General features: G+C 59.5%; 14 protein-coding genes. 5 read left to right on the top strand and 9 right to left on the bottom strand.

Annotated elements, in window-relative coordinates:
• The 5 genes from VEJ16_18340 to VEJ16_18320 form a co-directional block, all read right to left on the bottom strand.
• A partial coding sequence (locus tag VEJ16_18340) for a hypothetical protein (protein ID HYB11622.1) occupies positions 1–429 on the bottom strand: 429 nt, incomplete at its 3' end.
• Between the two features lie 77 nt (positions 430–506).
• On the bottom strand, positions 507–2,105 hold the full coding sequence (locus VEJ16_18335) for an ABC transporter substrate-binding protein (protein HYB11621.1): 1,599 nt from the start codon (positions 2,103–2,105) through the stop codon (positions 507–509).
• 34 nt (positions 2,106–2,139) lie between these two features.
• A complete protein-coding gene (locus tag VEJ16_18330) occupies positions 2,140–3,261 on the bottom strand; it encodes a TAXI family TRAP transporter solute-binding subunit (GenBank protein HYB11620.1) in 1,122 nt (373 codons plus the stop codon).
• A gap of 57 nt (positions 3,262–3,318) precedes the next feature.
• On the bottom strand, positions 3,319–4,974 hold the full coding sequence (locus VEJ16_18325; GenBank protein ID HYB11619.1) for a hypothetical protein: 1,656 nt from the start codon (positions 4,972–4,974) through the stop codon (positions 3,319–3,321).
• 594 nt (positions 4,975–5,568) lie between these two features.
• On the bottom strand, positions 5,569–6,858 hold the full coding sequence (locus tag VEJ16_18320) for a tetratricopeptide repeat-containing glycosyltransferase family protein (GenBank protein HYB11618.1): 1,290 nt from the start codon (positions 6,856–6,858) through the stop codon (positions 5,569–5,571).
• 372 nt (positions 6,859–7,230) lie between these two features.
• Here VEJ16_18320 and VEJ16_18315 point away from each other — a divergent pair, with 372 nt between their 5' ends.
• Both VEJ16_18315 and VEJ16_18310 read left to right on the top strand, forming a co-directional pair.
• Positions 7,231–7,407, top strand: coding sequence for a hypothetical protein (locus VEJ16_18315; GenBank protein ID HYB11617.1), 177 nt, complete (start codon positions 7,231–7,233; stop codon positions 7,405–7,407).
• Positions 7,407–8,123 (top strand): SapC family protein, encoded by a 717-nt coding sequence (locus VEJ16_18310; GenBank protein ID HYB11616.1) that lies wholly within the window; start codon positions 7,407–7,409, stop codon positions 8,121–8,123. The genes VEJ16_18315 and VEJ16_18310 overlap by 1 nt, the downstream gene beginning before the upstream one ends.
• A 70-nt stretch (positions 8,124–8,193) precedes the next feature.
• Here the strand turns inward: VEJ16_18310 and VEJ16_18305 are convergent, their stop codons facing one another.
• From VEJ16_18305 to VEJ16_18290, 4 genes are all read right to left on the bottom strand, one after another.
• Positions 8,194–9,555: a glycosyltransferase 87 family protein gene (locus tag VEJ16_18305; GenBank protein ID HYB11615.1), complete on the bottom strand. Its 1,362-nt coding sequence runs from the start codon at positions 9,553–9,555 to the stop codon at positions 8,194–8,196.
• 116 nt (positions 9,556–9,671) lie between these two features.
• Positions 9,672–10,403 carry a hypothetical protein gene (locus tag VEJ16_18300; protein HYB11614.1) on the bottom strand — a complete coding sequence of 244 codons (732 nt, stop codon included), beginning with the start codon at positions 10,401–10,403 and terminating at the stop codon, positions 9,672–9,674.
• Positions 10,404–10,475: 72 nt separating this feature from the next.
• Entirely contained in the window at positions 10,476–11,090 is a 615-nt protein-coding gene (locus VEJ16_18295; protein HYB11613.1) for a class I SAM-dependent methyltransferase, read from the bottom strand.
• A 115-nt stretch (positions 11,091–11,205) separates the two neighbouring features.
• Positions 11,206–11,856, bottom strand: coding sequence for a DoxX family protein (locus tag VEJ16_18290; GenBank protein ID HYB11612.1), 651 nt, complete (start codon positions 11,854–11,856; stop codon positions 11,206–11,208).
• A gap of 1,098 nt (positions 11,857–12,954) precedes the next feature.
• Between VEJ16_18290 and VEJ16_18285 the strand changes: the two genes are divergently transcribed.
• From VEJ16_18285 to VEJ16_18275, 3 genes are all read left to right on the top strand, one after another.
• Positions 12,955–14,571 (top strand): ShlB/FhaC/HecB family hemolysin secretion/activation protein, encoded by a 1,617-nt coding sequence (locus VEJ16_18285; protein HYB11611.1) that lies wholly within the window; start codon positions 12,955–12,957, stop codon positions 14,569–14,571.
• A 298-nt stretch (positions 14,572–14,869) separates the two neighbouring features.
• Positions 14,870–15,445, top strand: coding sequence for a sigma-70 family RNA polymerase sigma factor (locus tag VEJ16_18280; GenBank protein ID HYB11610.1), 576 nt, complete (start codon positions 14,870–14,872; stop codon positions 15,443–15,445).
• The gene (locus VEJ16_18275; GenBank protein HYB11609.1) at positions 15,442–16,197 is read left to right on the top strand and encodes a hypothetical protein; all 756 of its coding nucleotides are present in this window, start codon (positions 15,442–15,444) and stop codon (positions 16,195–16,197) included. Before VEJ16_18280 ends, VEJ16_18275 begins: the two co-directional genes overlap by 4 nt.
• Positions 16,198–16,280: the final 83 nt, after the last annotated feature.

The following is a 16,280-nucleotide window of genomic DNA, read 5'->3' as shown; positions in this document are numbered from 1 at the left end:
AGGATCGTTCAGGGAGGCGTAGGCGCGTTCAATCTCGGCGTTCGTTTCTTCCGCGATTTGCCGGACCTTATCCATCTCCCTGGCAAGCTTGCTGTTGGAGCGGGCGATGATCTGCTGAGCCTCGGCCTGCGTCGAGACCGTGGCCAGCTCCCGTTTCAGGCGATATCCTTGGTAGTTAGATAGGATGCTATTCAAATTCAGGCCGACGCCGGCGATGGCCATAGCGAGGAAGACGAACTCCCACTTCGCCTTCTTGCCACGGCTTAGCCGAAATAGGTTGACGCACACGCCGATCAAGGCAACGGGGAGGGTCTCCGCCAGGACATAGAGCTGTCCGACGGTACTATCGGAATACGCATAGGTGCCGGTCGCGACGACAACGGCAATAAAAATGCCGAACGCGATCCACGTCCGCGCGCGTTCCATCACTTCCCTAGACTCTGTCCACCTACCCGTTCGTTCTTTTCGGTCGCCCGCGTTCGCTTTTTAAATGCGCCGCGAGCGCTCTAGCGGTCGAGCCACACGTCGGTCAGGTCCTGGCCGATGTAGTGGCTCGGCGTCATGTTCCAGCCCTTGACGTCGGCCGACGTCACAACAATCCGGTTCCACCACAAGATCGGAGTGGTGTACGCCTCGGTCAAAGCGCGCTTTTCGAAATCGCGGACGATCTTTATGCGCTCCCGCCTGTCGACGCTGATCGCTTGGCCGATATAGAGCGCATCGAGGAAGCGGTCCGTCGACGCCGCGAAGTTGGAGGGCGACAGATCGCGCGAGACGTACTTCGTGAGCTGCAGAGTTGGATCGTCGAAGTAGTCGCCGCCGAAATCGAATGCAACACTAAAATGTCCGCCCTCAAGGGCGGCCTGCCAGTCTTTGGTATTGAATTTCTCCTGGGTCGCCTCAACGCCGATTTCCTTCCACGCGGCGATTACGGCATCGGCGGCGGGCCCGTAGGGCATGGGTATGTCGCGATTGGTCAACGTGATCTTGAGGTCCTTAACGCCGGCGTCCGCAAGCAGGCGCTTCGCCTCGATGCGCGAGGCGGCGATGTCGCGCGAGAATCCTGGCAGTTGCGTCAATTCGTCCTCGGGCGTGGTCATGCTCGATCCCGGCCGCATGAGGCCGCCGACATATTTGAGAAAGGTCGTGTCGGAGAGCGTGCGCGCCATCGTCCAGCGGTCGATTGCAAGGGACAGTGCACGCCGCACGCGCGCATCGTCGAAGGGGGGCTGCTTCGTGTTGAAGACCAGAAGCAAGTCGATGAGCCACGCACTTTCGTACACGTCGATGCGGTCGCCCATCGCCTCGATCAGCTGGTCGCGCTCCGTCGGCGTGACGCTGCGGAATTCCGCCTTTATACGCCCGCTTTCGATGCCCTTGATGACTGCGTCGCCGGTCATGAAATCCGCCTCGTAGCCGTCGAGATACGGCCGGTCGGGGAGGAAATAGTGCTGCCAGCGCTTGCCCGTCCAATGTTGTCCTTTGACATGTTCGACGAAAACGAAGGGGCCCGTGCCGAGAATGTGCGTTTTGGGGAACTGGGGATCTTCCGCGAGCTTTGCCGCACTGTAGATGCAGTTCCAAGGAGATGCGAAATTGGCAAGCATCGCTGCTTCCGGCCATCGCAAATGGAACACGACGGTGAGCGGGTTCGGCGTCTCGATACCTGCGATCGAGGAATAGTCTACCTGGCGCACCGAGTTGACGCCCGGCGGCGGGTGTGCGATCCGCTCGTAGCTTGCCTTGACGTCCGCAGCGGTAAGCCGAGAGCCGTCATGGAACTGGACGTTGGGCCGAAGCTTGAAGGTATAAGTCAGTTTGTCGGGTGAGACGGTCCAGGATTCGGCAAGATCGCCTGTGACCTGCGGATAGTTCGCAGTGTCGAATTTGAGCAGCGTCGAATAGTGCGGCGCCACGGGATGGAGAAACGCAAAAGAAACATTGGCATGGCAATCGTAGTTCGCGGGCTCCGCATCGACTGCGAACACGAGGGTACCGCCGCGTTTCGGAACCGCCTCTTGGGCAGCGGCGTCGGCGGCGAAAAGCATCGCTGCGAAAATGCAAGAGCCGATATAGCTTACCCGCACGATACTGCTTCGGCGCACCGCATGCCCCCTCTTGGACGTTTCTATTACGCGATTAGTGGGTCGCCTGCCATTTCTCGAACTGGTTAAAGAGTTCTTCCTTTTGCTGCGAGCTCATTGCCGGGCCGCCGCTTGCGCGCTGGCGTTCGTCGATGAAGCGATAGAAAATGGCTTTCATTTCCTCCGGGTTCGCCTTCGCCGCGACCGTCGCGTTCCGCTTGAGCCAATCGGTCGCAGGCGCAAATCGCACCCATCCGGGCAATTCGGCCGCGAGATTGACCTCCTTCCATTTCGGATGGCGAGGCGGCTGGAGAAAGGTGTCGAACTTGTCGAAGAAGGCATCCACGAAGCGCGCGACCTTCTTGTAGCGATCCGAATTCTTTGGCCAGTTGAAGACCGCCATCACCGAGCCGACGGCGACCGTGGAGACCGGTGCACCGCTGCTAACCAGCGCCGGATAATCGTCAGCGGTAAGTTGGGATGGAAGGTAAGTTTCGAGCAACGCGGGAGAGGGCGGAACGCTCAGAAAGTGAAGCCCCTCTTCCTTTTTGATGTTGCGGAAAAAAGGTGCAGGCTTTCCGGTCACATAGGCGAGTGCCGAAATTTCGCCGCGGCGCAATTTGTCGAGTGCAAGAGCCTGGTCGTCCGTGACGGGATCGATCGCAATGCCAAGGCGTTCGAATACGAGCGTCATGGTGATCCCGGTTCCGCCGCCGCGGACGTCGATATTGACCTTATGCTTGGCAAGGTCCTCGATTTTTGCGATCTCGGGCCGCGCCAGGATGTGAAGCTCTTCGTTGTATAGCTTAGTGATGTACTGGATCGAGGTATCGGCGCCGGGCAGGCTGTGCTCGCGCTTGATGTAGGCCATCACGTCTGCTTGCACGATGCCGATATCGACGCCCTTCAGGTACATGATGTCCGACATGTTCTGGAGCGAGCCCTTTCCAATGATCGGGACGACCCGCAAAATGTCGTCATCATCGAGGACGGCCGCGAGGTCTGCGGCAATGCGCAAATACGTGCCATCGACGCCCCCCGACACCACGCCGACCACTCCCGAATTCACGCGCCAGCCTTGTCCTTCGAGTGTTTTCGCCCCGGCCCGATCGATCGACGCGATCGACACGACGGCGAGGATCGCCGCCATCGCCAGCCGCATTCCAATCTTCCGCATGGCAAATCCCCCTTTTCGCGTCCGGGTCGGCCGTGGCTTCTCCGGAGAGTCCCCCTGCTAATGTTCGCCCATCTCCTCGAGTTTCTCGGCCCTTGCGGCCGCTTCCTTGTCGCCAAGCATGGCCGCTTTGCGATACCACGCAATCGCCTTCGCGGCGTCGGGCCGTTCGCCTCGAACGCCGGACACTTGATAGAAAACCGGATCGTAGGTCTGGCCGGCTAACAGAGCTGCGCGGGAATTCCCCGCCTCTGCCGCCCGCTCGTAAAAAAGGCGTGCGGCCGAGATATCGCCGAGTGCGAGTAGCTCGTCGCCGCGCTTGAGGAGTTCCGCCACTTCCGCTTCCGGAATTTCGACGCCGGCATGGGATACCGGTGGCAGAGCGGCCTTAGTCGTCGTCTCGGCGTTCGCCGGTCCCTTTTCCGCAACTTGCGCCTCGGGGGTGCCGGAAGCCGCGAGCTGTTCGGATTGCGGGGGATTTCCCGCCCCGGTAGCGTCAGGTTCCTTGCCCGCTTTTTCGGATGGCGTTGCGCTTGGCGCGGCAGCGGTTTCAGCAACGGGCGGGCTCGGCGGCGCATTCGCGCTACCGGCCTGGGTCGACGCTGGCGGGGTTGCAGTACTCGACAGCAGATTTTCGACGACCGGCGGAACCGAAACCTGAGCCTGCTCCGCCTTGGTCAGCAGTTCGGGATGAATCGGCTGGCCCGAGGGAGCGGCACTGCCGGCTTCCAAGACCTGTCGGGCTGCAACCCGGATGGCGATATCCGCTTTCGAAGCGGCATCGGCCTGATCCGCGGAACTGATGACAGTGAAGACATAAAGGCCGCCAGTGCTGCGGGGTTCGAGGGTGTAGTAAGTCACGAGCCGGGACTGCAGGTCGGCGCAGGTCGTGGTAAGCCGCACGCTCGGCGTACTGGTGTCTCGATCGCTCTTTAGAAGGCTCGATTCGAACTTGCCGCTGCAATCGCGTGTGGCGCTCGCAAGAAGTGCTACCGCCGCCTCCGCCGGCGTGAGGCTCGCCTCGCTTTGCAGGATCAGCAGCGCCCCGATGACGTTCGGCGCGGTCCAAACCGCGTCGTAGTCTCTAAGCTGCGGCGGCACGTCGTTCATGTCGGCAAGGTGGAACCCTACGATGCCCGAATTGGCCGCTAGCTTGGAAAGGAGGCTCGCCGCTTCTTCCCGTGCCCATTGGGGCCGTGACGAACTTGCCGACGGGATCGCCAGTTGCGGTGGTTTTTCGCTTGGAGCGCGCTCGGCCGTCGACAAGTGTCGTTGCACGCAATCGAGCAGCATGTTGAGCGCCTGCGCCACGCCATCCAACGCGAACGTGAATTTTTTCCCATCTCCCGTGACGACAATTTTATGGCCGGCTCTGAGCTCGTCGATTATCGAGGGGGCGAAGCCAAGGGAGACGAATATGTGGTTGGGGGTAATTGCCTTTCCCTTGCCCAAGTCGGGCTCATGGTCGTCGACCGCGAGCGACAAGTCGAAGGTGGCGTCGGGTGTTTCTTTCCACTGTCGATCGAACATCGACAAGAACCATTGATAGTTCCGGTCGACGACGATCACCAGCATGGTTCCGGTGCGCGTCGACGGCGTTATCGAACAGCTCGAGAATTCGCTATTTTCATCGTTCGAGTAGGCGCCACCGCTCCAATTCGAGGTCTGGAACGTTTCGATGGGTGCGGCTACGCCAAAAGAAACGCACGACAGCAAGACAACAAGCGCCGCCGCTGTTAGCGCAAGTCCCCTCCAATACGTCGCGCACGCGCGGGCAAGGTGTCGCGAAATCATGCCTCTCGCCGGTTCATCCATTGTCCTAAGCCCACCGCCAGCGTATCCACCCACTTCACGGACCTCCCGTGCGGGCCGCCGGCCGGTGGGATCGTTCCCGTGCTCGTTTCGATCGGCGCAACGCCTAAATCGGCGTTGCCGCGATACCCGTGGCACTCTACGCCGCAAGGCAACCCGACGCACTCCACTTCGCTTCCGCTCGATCGTCCTCGCGGAGTTTTTCCACAGAAGGTCGTCGCCCAGATCGAAGGTATTTTTCAACGTTTGAGGCCGTCCGAAGCAAGAACAGTGCCACTTGGCTGATGTTGTAGAGTCAGACGCTTGCCGCGACACCTATCCCCATGGGTCGTTAAGGCTATTTTACATGTTACAATTCGATCGTTTCGCGAGCGGTCCTGGCGAATCAGAACGCCGTGTTAGCCGGGAATTGTCAGTCCTCTCGGATCGCCGCCCAAAATGCTTAGCATGCAAATTACGTTGCGTGTCATGGCAGCTGGGAGCGGTGCTACCCGATCCCTATTCTATTGCGAGCGAAAATAGCCGAGCGGCTGCGGCGTCGAAGGCATGATCGTGGTTCCCGTCGGTATGTGGGCGGAAGAGACGCATCGAGGGGTACCATGGACTATCGTACCGGTCGAGAAGCCAGAACCAATGGGCGGGGGAATCGAGCAGGACCCAAACGGGCTTGGCCAAGGCGCCCGCAAGGTGTGCTATGGGACTGTCGCTCGTAACGACGAGGTCGAGTTGTGCTATGGCCGCCGCTACATCGCCGAAATGGACGATGAAGGGGGAGAGATCCGCGATCGCCGTCGCCTGGGCGGGTGCGGCAAGTTCCGTCACTCGCTCCTGCGGCTCGAGGCCGAAAAGTGCCACGCGGGGCATCACGAAGGCTTCCAGAAATCGGCGAAGCGTGCGCGGCTCACCCTGACCTTTTCCGGGCCCGTCGCCGCCGGACCAGGCGATCCCGACCTTGAGTTTCGCTCCGACACTGTTGGTCAGTCTCGCGAACAAGGTGCCGCGATCGCGCGGTGGGCTCAGATAAGGGACCGCTGCGGCCGTACCTAATACCGGCATTAGCAAGCCAGGCAAACTTCTCAAATGGCAATGAAGATCGGCGTCCGGTAGGGGCCCGCCGCCTTCAATCAAGCGATCCGCAGCGCCTATGCCGGCGATGAGCGTTGCCAACGCCTGCGGACACTCCACGATCAATTCGCCGCAGCGCGCCTTGACGTGAGGAAGATAGCGCGCGATCCAGATAAGGTCGCCGAGATCCTGCTCCATAACGACAAGAAGGCGCCGCCCCGATTGCCGCGAGCCGTCCCAGGTTCTGCCGGGTAGGCGCTTGCGCTCCGCAAACGGACTCTTGAGACGCGCTTCGTAGTCGGGCCAACCGAGCGCGTACTCGCCGCGCACTAGCCGACTGCGTGCACGGCCCAGGCGCGCGACATGATCGTCCGGATTCAATTCGAGGGCACGCGAAAATTCTGCGATGGCGTCCCCGTGGCGCTCCAGCTGCGCAAGCGATGTCGCCAAGTTGCCATGATACACGCCGTTTTTCGGCGAGAGAGCGATTGCCCGTCGATGGCATTCGATCGCGCAGTTGGCCAGTTTGGCATCTAGCATGGCGTTGCCGAGATTGCACCAGATCGCGGAATCGTTCGGGTTTTGCTCGACGGCTGCCTGGAAGCAGTACGGCGCTTCGAGATCACGCGCGATTCCCGCAAGCATCAAGCCCCGCGCGCTGCGGCGTTCGGCATTTTCGGGATCGGTCTCGAGACCGTGCTGAAGGTGCGCCTCTGTATCCAAGAAATTTCCTACCGCACCGAGTGTGTTTGCTTTCGCAAGTGCTTCGGCAGTCTTGGTCTGCGCCAGAGCGTCGCGATCGAAAGCCCGGTAGGGCGTTAGCTAGCACGGAACGGGCTGCCTTTATCAACAAGTAATCGTGCGGGGACGGTAATATTTTGCACATATAATATTAATAGTTACTAATATACATGCATTGTAACTCGTGAAATGGTGATCGTCGAGATAGAATTTTATTGTTTATCCTTTGACATAATGTATGAACTTCTATCGGCAGGCAGAAACGGAAATGCATGGCCGTCCCACGTCGATCGCGATTTTTGGGATCTCATGGCCAGGCCGGCCGACTAGTCAAAAAGTGGAGCGGCGTAGTGAATGATCGTGCTGGATCTAAAGGCGCTACTCGCGCGGGTCGGCCAAAGGAAGGTGTCGCGCGGGGAGGGGCAGAAACGCAGCCTTTCGAGCCTGCACGCGATCGCCCTTCGCAATCGCCGGCTCCACAATCGCCCACTCCACAGTCGCCGGCACCACAATCGTCATCTGCCGCTCTGATGCCTCTCTTTTATAAGGACCCGCGACCGCTCGACCCGACGCGCCACGGTCGACTTTCGCTCAAGTCGGAAATCGACCTCGGCTTCACGCGGCAGACAAATGCGGTACCGCTCAACATTACGGAATTCGGCGTGGCTGCCCGATTTTTCCCGATCGTTTTCGTGCGAGAACCCATTCCCATGGCGCTTGCCGTGCTCGGTATGCGCAAGGACCAGAACCTTTTCGTGGACGAATTCGGCCGTTGGCAACGCGGGTGCTATATACCCGCCTATGTGCGACGATATCCGTTCATTTTCTTTGAAAGCGAAGACGGCCAGCGGCTCTCCCTCTGCGTCGACGAAACGTCGAATGCTCTGATCGAGAGTGACGCGCGTCCGCTTTTCAAGAATGGCCAGGCAAGCGATGCAGCACGAGGGGCCTTCGAGTTTTGCGCCGCATTTCATCGCGAACACACGCTGACTCGGGCTTTCGTAAGCAAACTTGTCGCGAGCGATCTCCTCATGGCGGGTCAGGCAAAGGCCTCGCTCAAGAGCGGCGAGCAACTCGCACTTTCCGGCTTCGAGGTTGTCGACGCCAGGAAATTCAACGCGCTCTCGGACGAGGCTTTCGTCGCATTTCGCCGTGACGCAGGATTGGCGGGGATCTATTCCCACCTTATTGCTCAATCGAACTGGGATGCTCTCCTCAACCTCTCCGGCGGCGCGTCGTCTCGATAGGTTCGGGACTCCGTGGCGCGCGCTTCGCGACGGTGACGACGTCCGCCTTCCGGGGCCTCCGCTCACACGGCTACGGGCGACGAGGTGAAAATGGGGGCGCGTTGGCGCGGGTTGCGAATCGCCGGTCCAGCCAGAATTCGATCGCTGCCAGAACCGGAAAAACGCCGTAGACAAGGCCGCGCCACAGCAGCTCATTGTGGTTGCGATCGAGATAAAGGAAAAAGGCCGCAACCGTCAGATAAAGAATGCTGTACGAGGGAGCGAGGCACGCGGGAAGCGCCAACCAGGCAAAATACCACGCGTAGTGGGGCGTGATCGCGATCATCGACGCCGTCGCCAGGAGAAGCGTGTGGCGGGCGACGGGGATCACCCGGGCGGCCTCCGCATATTCCGCTTTCCGAACGAAGGCGACCCACCACGCGAGTACGGCTAAAACGGTCACCGCAAAGATCGGATAGGCCATCGGCGGAAGCGATATCGACAAATGCGCGAGGGCAAAGGGATAGTAGAAGCCATTGCCGTTGACTAAATCCTCTTCGGCAAAATATCCGGGAAGGAAGCCGAAGACCTTTTCGCCCGCATTGGCATATAAAAGGTAAAAGACGGCGATGACGACAGCGCAAGCCGCCGGAAGCTTGAAGTCCCATCGCCGCCACAAGGCGGGAAAAATGACGGCCGGCAAGAATTTCACGAGCACCGCAGCGCCGAGGGCAGCACCTGCAAGGACCGCACGGCCCCGCACACTCGCCAAAATCGCCAGTGCGATGAAAGCAATCGCCGCCGCATCGATATGCCCGTTCCCAGCGAATTCCCAGACGGCGAGCGGATTCCATGCATAGATCAGCACGCGCTCCCGCGGCAAACCGGCGATATCGAGCAGCTTCATGATGACGAAAATGGCCAATACCTCGAAGCCAACCATCGCGACCCTCATAGCGAAGACGGTCGAGCTCGCCTGCCCAACGAGGAAGAAGATCGCTTGCGCCATGGGCGGATATATCGTCGGGGCATAGTGCGCGCGGTTGATCCGCGGAAAGATCTCGCCGTCCCGCAATGCCGTCAGCGCCGGCGCATCCGGAATATAGAGGTATGGATTGATGCCCGCCGATTGAACCCGGCCGTCCCAGACATAGCGATAGATGTCGGTCGAGAGAAAGGGTGCATCCGACAGTGCCAGGACTCGCATGAGCACCGCACATGACAGGATCCCCCAAAGAGCGCGCCGGGAAAGCCCGCCCCGCAGCACGACCCGAACAGAACCCAGATAAAGAAGGGCCGAACCACAAGCAAGACCCACGAACACGCCGAGGGTTTCACCGTATCCGGCCTCGCGCTCGCCTGGAAATCCGAGCCTTGTTTCGATCGCGATCGTGGTCAGCAATGCCGCACCGATGACGGCGAGAGTCTTGGTGGGCGCATTGAGGGGTTTCATGGCATAGGCCCCGCACGCCGCGGCATGGCGGCAGCAGCGCGCAATTTCGATCGGCGCCGCGCACGACCCAATCGTGAAACGCGATAATCAATCGTTCGTATGAATCGTTCCGAAGTTCATCGCGCGTCGATCCACGTATCCGATCCCGCTAATTTAACGGCCACGTGCAAAAAGGATAACCGCAGGGGCTTTCCGTCGGCCGTACCGTGGTGTTCGGTCGAAAAAAGTAGCGGACCGGCCTTCTTGTAGCCCGTCCAACTCGCGATCACGAGGCTGGGCTTCGCGGCACCGCCCCGGCGGAACACGATTTCCTTGATTCGCTTATCGGCACCGACATAGAGCTCCCAGGTATCGCCGGGCGAATAGCCCTCGGAAGGGTATTTCACCACGACGCGTTGCGCGGAGCCCTTCCCTGACGGTAGCTTTTGCATGCCTTCGTCGGTCACGCTCGGACTGCCGTTCCATGCGATGAAAAGAGGGAGGAGCAACCAAAACTGATCATTGACGAATGCCGGATCGACCTGGGTCTTCACGACATCGCTTTGGCTGCCGAGCTGGGAGCGCTGATATGTGACTTTCAGCGGTTTGCCTTCCTTATCCTTTCCGTCGAAGGAGACCGTGTCGGTCTTCGTGTTCCATTCCCACGAGCGATAGACATTGAACGCCGGCAAGGCCGCGCTGAAGGTGAATCGGATCCCCTCGACTTGCCCGAACGAGTCGATGCCATAAGTCTTGGCCACCTGATCGAGAATAGGTGGGCGTTGTTGCGCCCAAGAGGTCGCAGGGAGGACCAATAATGCGCCAAAGGCCACAAGGCGGATCGCGTCGAGTCCATTTAATTTCGTCATGAACTTCCCTCCTCGTTGAATCCGACGAACGATGACGTGCACGAGAACCGTAGCGCCCACGTTTTTAGGCAATTATTTCCGCTTGAAAACCGCGAAATTGAATTTCTGTACGGCGTCCCCTGGTGTGCGATGCAAGTCGACGTCATGTGCCGCCAACACGAAGCGAGGTCCCAATCGCGCGGCAAGGCTCTCGCTGTCGTAGCGCTGAACCGGCAAGCCGCTGCATCGCTCCGGACCATCGAGGGCGAACGTCGCCATGATCACGGCGCTGCCCGCGCGGGTGCCGTCGGCGAGTGCCGTGAGATAGGCGTCCTGCGCCGGGTGGCTTACGAGAAAGTGGAACACGGCGCGATCGTGCCAGACATCGTAGGCTCTTGCGGGACGCCATGACGTTATGTCCGCTTCGAGCCATGTTACAACGTCGGCCCTGGGGCCGAGGCGTTTCTTCGCATGGGTGAGTGCCGCCGCCGACAGGTCGAGGATGGTAATGTCCGCGAATTGTCGCTCGAGGAGATGATCGACAAGAGTCGACGCGCCGCCGCCAATATCGATGACGGATGCGGACCTCGCTTTGTCGAGCGACTCAAAAAGCGAAAGCGAAGGCTCCGGGACCGATTGATACCAACTCACTTTAGTCGGTAGCCGCGTTTCGTAGACATTCTGCCAATGCGCGCGCATATCCGTCATCGCTGTGGCCTTCCGATAAGCGTCCGACCGCGGAAGTTTCTCGATAGAAACGCATCGACCGCTCAATGCCTGTTGCGGGCACTATCGAGCGAGAACGCCCTACGCGTGCCCGACCTCAGGTGGCGGCGTCGATAAAGGCACGACCGAGTGTCGGGCGTCCTTTATGTTTCTCCTCCCTGTCCAGGATGACCGCATCGAAACCCAAGCTCCGGCCAAATCGGTGAGTTGCAAAAATCAACTGCAGGACCAGGAGGAAAAAGTATGTCCACGGCCATTCACCGGGCGTGTTGTAAAGGCCAAGCCAAAGATTGAGGATCTGGAGCGCTCCCAACAGCCCGCCAAGTCGGACGAAGATTCCCAGCATCAACGACGCTCCCGTGATCACTTCGGCCGCGTAGACGAAGGGGGCCACCAAATAGAAATTCGGCAGCAGGACCTTTTCCACGAGGTCGGCGTGAAACTGGAACGCAGCACCCTTGATCAACTGCGTCATCCAATAAGAGAGGCCGGACGTCCCGAAGGGCGCGCTTGGATTGTCCGTGTAGAATGGAGGAAGCTTCCAAAGCGTCTGCTGCCACCACATGCCGCCGATCGACAAACGGAAGAGCCAGTTGGCGACATTGCCGAATGTCCGTTGGCTCTCCATCGTCGCGAGGCAATAGATTGCAACGCCCACGCTGCCGAGCAGCAATACCCAGAAGACAGCGGTGGTCCACGCGGGATGAGTGAGAAAATTGATGAAGTCGGTAAACGGATCGGGCCTCATCGCTCGGGTGCTCCTGTGCTGGGGCGCTGAGATCTAGGTGTGGCAAGCTCGGTGCACTAAGTGCTTTGCGTGGCGCTGCACGCCCGGCCCGCTCTCTCCATCGCCGGCAGAGCGCTACATGCTACGCACAACAGAGATTCAGCAGGCTATCCACGACTTCAATCGGCCCAAGCACGATTTTGCTGATCTTTGGCCGTGTATGCAACCGGATCGATAGAGGGTGAATGCCGTTTTCGTTTGCGGTGCAATCCTACATCCTGATTTCACAGAGTCCCATTACTCGCTCCCAGGGCGCCGCCTAACGGGCACGTTCCATCAAGTGAGCGAGCGGTATCTTCACACATATTTTCGCAAGTTTGAGTTTCGTTGGAAAAGCCGGAAGGCATGGACGAAGATCGGATGTCAATTTGGCCGTTCATTTACCACACGACGGGTGGCATAGAAGATACGCGACCGCATTGGTCATGTCTCAGGATACTGACTTAACTGAGGCGGTTCGAATAGTAACGCAAGAATTGAACATCCCCGTGGGACTCGTTTGGCTTGACGGTCATTGGCGCGGCGGCAAACTCCTAAAAACGGCACGCTTAGTACGGCAAATTGTGAATGCCCGATTAACGGCGGCTCAATTCCCCCTTCGACTATGGGGCGCGCAGGTCACCCCTTACATAAACCGCTAAGCTGGTGAGCCACTATTTCTTTTGGCCCGCATTCGGCCGTTTCATTCTCGGCAAAACCCGCAATGACCTCCTCGTAGGAGCTTGGCATGAGACCCCGGGGGTTATTCGGCCGGCTTGAAGCGGCATTGGTTCGGTTCAGTGTGCGAGACCGCCAAACCCTCATTCCGCAAGACAAAATATGTCAGTGATATGTTTATTATTTGTATTATACCAATAATATACAATACCATTTGCAAAAGACATTGTGTATTACTCTTTTGACATCTAATTCAATAATAACAAGGCTCGATTCCGGGTCGTGCAGTTGGCGGGCAATGACATCCGGTATGTATCACGGCCTTCGCCTCCGGTGCGGCTCCTGGCGATCCTTTTCGCCTCGATGGCCTTGACGGGATCGAACCTCCTGCCGGATCCGGCAATGGCTCAAGCGCCTCCGCCGCAGTCACCCGCCCCCGCACCGTCGACGCAGAACATCCTGGCGCTTGTTTTTCTTCCGCGCCGGTCGGACGTGACTCCGGGGGGCCTCGGTTCCGTTTCCGGAGTCGACGCCAGCCGCGTGCCGATCTTGAGCGGGCAGGATTTCCAAACGGTTGCCGCTGAATTCATCGGCAAACCGATCGCCATCGAGGTCCTCGAGGCGCTCGTCCAAAAGACCGTCGAATACGCCAACAAGCATGACGACCCGCTCGTCGAGGTCCTCGTGCCCGAGCAGGATGTTCAGAATGGTGCGATCCAGGTCCTGGTGATCGACTCGCACCTCGGTAAGGTCGCCGTGCAAGGCAATCGCTGGTTTTCGGCGCAAGACTACACCGACGCCATCCGTCTCCAACCGGGCGACCCAATCCGATCCGACACCTTGACCGCGGATCTCGCGTGGTTGAACACCAATCCATTCCGCTCGGTCGATGCGGTGTTCGAGGCCGGGTCAGCACCCGATACGACCGACATCGTGCTCAAGGCGACCGACCGCTTCCCCGTTCGCTTCTTCAGCTCCTATGCGAACGACGGTACCCAAGCGTCGGGGGTCGATCGCGGCAGTGCGGGATTCAGTTGGGGCGACGCATTCTGGCAGGGGCACCAGCTCAATTATCAATACAGCCACTCGCTGTTTGACGACAAATACTTCGCTCACAGCGCCTCGTACGGCGTTCCGCTGCCGTGGCGGGATACACTCACCGTTTCGGGAAGTTATGCCGAGACGGCGGCACCCGCCGACGATGGAATATTCGATGACCGGGGACAAGATCTCCAGTTGGGCCTGCGCTATGCCATAACCTTGCCGAAAATTTCGCTTCTCGACGGCATCGCCAACGAACTCACGGCCGGGCTCGATTACAAACGGAATAACAGCGACCTCGATTTCGGCGGCACGACCGTCTTCCAGAGCACGCCGGAAATAGATCAATTCTCACTAATATATGCGCTGGGCCAGACCGACAAATACGGTGTCACCTCGGCCTCGGGCGAGGGCTATTTGTCGCCCGGCGGCGTTACCGGCGACAATAATGACGGCGCATTCGCGCTCGCGCGCGCGGGGGCCACGGCGCGCTATGGTTATTTCCGCCTTCATCTCGAACGCACGAACTATCTGCCCTGGAACTTCAGCCTGATTGCGCGGGGAAGCGGCCAGGTCTCGAGTGCTAACCTGCTCGCGAGCGAGCAGCTTCCGATCACCGGCAGCCAGGCGGTGCGAGGGTTCAACGAAGACGAAGTCATCGGCGATCAAGGCTATGTGACGACGCTCGAGCTTCGCACGCCCGACATGGATCCGCTGTCCTGGATCGGCGTCACGGGTGTCGTAAACCAACTGCAATTTTTGACCTTTCTCGACTATGGCTTGGCCGCTCCCTTCAAAGTCGTCCAGCCATCGGATGAGACCCGCAGTGCTGCGAGCGTGGGAGTTGGGTTTCGATACTCGATAGCCCCCTACCTGTCCTTGCGCATGGACTACGGCTGGCGCATCCGCGCCCACGCACCGAGCAATCCCGATGACAAGCCCAATGTGCTGCATGTCGGACTGGTCGGCGGTTATTGACGCCCGGTCCCCCAAAATCCGGGTTCGCCAAATCCCGGTCGGCCGATATTCCGGTCGGGAAATATTGGGGAACGCCGAACATCCCGATGGAATTTGCTCCGGCAAGCTTGAACCGCCGGGAAAAGCACCGTCGAACGGCAGGGCATCGACGCCGCGATCCGGGACGTCGGTCCCATCGTCCCGGCAATGCCCCAAGGTGATTGGAGGGTGAAATGTCAGCCTTGTGGCACTTACGAAGGTATCGCGATCCGATCGAACCTTTTTCACGGTGCCGCGTCTATCTCATTGGCAGGCTGGCATGAGCGGGCCGCAAATACGAGGTGCGAGCTACGAAGCCATGCTTGCCGACGTGGCGAAGGGCAATTCCGCGGCGTTCACGGAGCTTTACAACGCCCTGGCGCCAAGGGTGCATCGCTTTGTGGTGAAATCGCTCAAGGATGTGGAAACGGCGAACGACATCGTGCACGAGGCTTACATCGAAGTGTGGCGCAAAGCGCGCTCATATAGGGGGGAATGTTCGGCGTTGACGTGGATCCTGGCGATTGCGAACAACAAGGTTCGCGACCACCTTCGGCGCGGTCAAAACAAAGTCATCTACACCGACGAAATGCCTGAGATCGAAGATGATAGGCCAATGCCATTCGACCATGTCCGAATGGATCAATATGAGCGCCTGGTGCACAAGGTGCTGCCGCGCCTCTCGCTTGTCCATCGACAGGTCGTCGATCTCGCCTATTTTCAAAACCTCTCGATCGCGGCGATCGCGCAGATCATGGATTGTCCGCTCAACACCGTAAAGACACGCATGTTCTTTGCGCGCAAGCAATTGAAGGCGCTTCTCGCCGAGGAAGGGCTTTCCGGAGGTACGATATGAACAAAAGGTCGAATGGGACGAACGCCGATCGCCGATCGTCGCGCAGGATCGATTTCGAGATCGACCCCGAGATCATGCTGCCCTGGTACGTGAACGGCACGCTGCCGGCTTCCGAGCACCGCATGCTGACATGCCGGATGGCAAGTCGCGGCGATTTGCAGCAAAAGTTGGTCGAGGAGGTTCGTCTCCAGGGGGTGGTGCAGACCGAACCGAGTGAGAGGCTCGACGTCGAGGCCGGCATGCGGCGCCTCGCCGCCGACTTGCGCCGCTTTGGCTGGGGTATCGGCGGCAAACGTGCGATGCACGCGGGGTACCATTGGCTCGCTGCTGCGGACCGGCTTGGGCGGAACCTCATCGGGCATATCGCCACGTTTTTGACCGTTTGGCCGTCGCGCGCCCTGGCCGTCACCTGCGTTCTTCAGTTCGCGGTCATCGGCATTTTCGCCTGGACAAGTTACGGGCCAGATGGTGCGCCATTCGTTACGCTCTCCGAAGCCCCACGAGCCTACACGGGGCCGCGCGACTTCGTGTCCTTCGCAACGGGCGCCTCGATCACCGAAATAAGCGAGTTCCTGAGCGCCCACCGGCTCGCCGTCGTTTCAGGCCCAAACACCCTCGGCATGTTCGAGGTCCAGATCCGAACGGGCTCGGGTAGGGACGAGCTTGTCACGTCGGAGGATGCGCAAAAGCTCAAGGCGCTCCTTGTAAGCCGGCCCGATCTGATCGACTTGGTGTTGGACGGCCGCGGTTGACGATTTCGTGGTCGCACCGCCATGCGTTTCCCTGAAGGCCGTCGGACCGCCGCGATAAAGACCGCGTTGTTGTTGGCGCTTTC

It is taken from the genome of Alphaproteobacteria bacterium, from assembly GCA_035625915.1.
GTDB lineage: Bacteria > Pseudomonadota > Alphaproteobacteria > JACZXZ01 > JACZXZ01 > DATDHA01.
The sequence above is the reverse complement of the archived record's forward strand: the minus strand, read 5'-3'. Positions and strand labels throughout refer to the sequence as shown.

Excerpts from the sequence above, each read along its gene's own strand:
- VEJ16_18330 (HYB11620.1), bottom strand. The coding sequence starts at position 3,261 with ATGCGGAAGATTGGAATGCGGCTGGCGATGGCGGCGATCCTCGCCGTC.
- VEJ16_18315 (HYB11617.1), top strand. The coding sequence starts at position 7,231 with ATGATCGTGCTGGATCTAAAGGCGCTACTCGCGCGGGTCGGCCAAAGG.
- VEJ16_18310 (HYB11616.1), top strand. The coding sequence starts at position 7,407 with ATGCCTCTCTTTTATAAGGACCCGCGACCGCTCGACCCGACGCGCCAC.
- VEJ16_18305 (HYB11615.1), bottom strand. The coding sequence starts at position 9,555 with ATGAAACCCCTCAATGCGCCCACCAAGACTCTCGCCGTCATCGGTGCG.
- VEJ16_18300 (HYB11614.1), bottom strand. The coding sequence starts at position 10,403 with ATGACGAAATTAAATGGACTCGACGCGATCCGCCTTGTGGCCTTTGGC.
- VEJ16_18295 (HYB11613.1), bottom strand. The coding sequence starts at position 11,090 with ATGACGGATATGCGCGCGCATTGGCAGAATGTCTACGAAACGCGGCTA.
- VEJ16_18290 (HYB11612.1), bottom strand. The coding sequence starts at position 11,856 with ATGAGGCCCGATCCGTTTACCGACTTCATCAATTTTCTCACTCATCCC.
- VEJ16_18285 (HYB11611.1), top strand. The coding sequence starts at position 12,955 with ATGGCTCAAGCGCCTCCGCCGCAGTCACCCGCCCCCGCACCGTCGACG.
- VEJ16_18280 (HYB11610.1), top strand. The coding sequence starts at position 14,870 with ATGAGCGGGCCGCAAATACGAGGTGCGAGCTACGAAGCCATGCTTGCC.
- VEJ16_18275 (HYB11609.1), top strand. The coding sequence starts at position 15,442 with ATGAACAAAAGGTCGAATGGGACGAACGCCGATCGCCGATCGTCGCGC.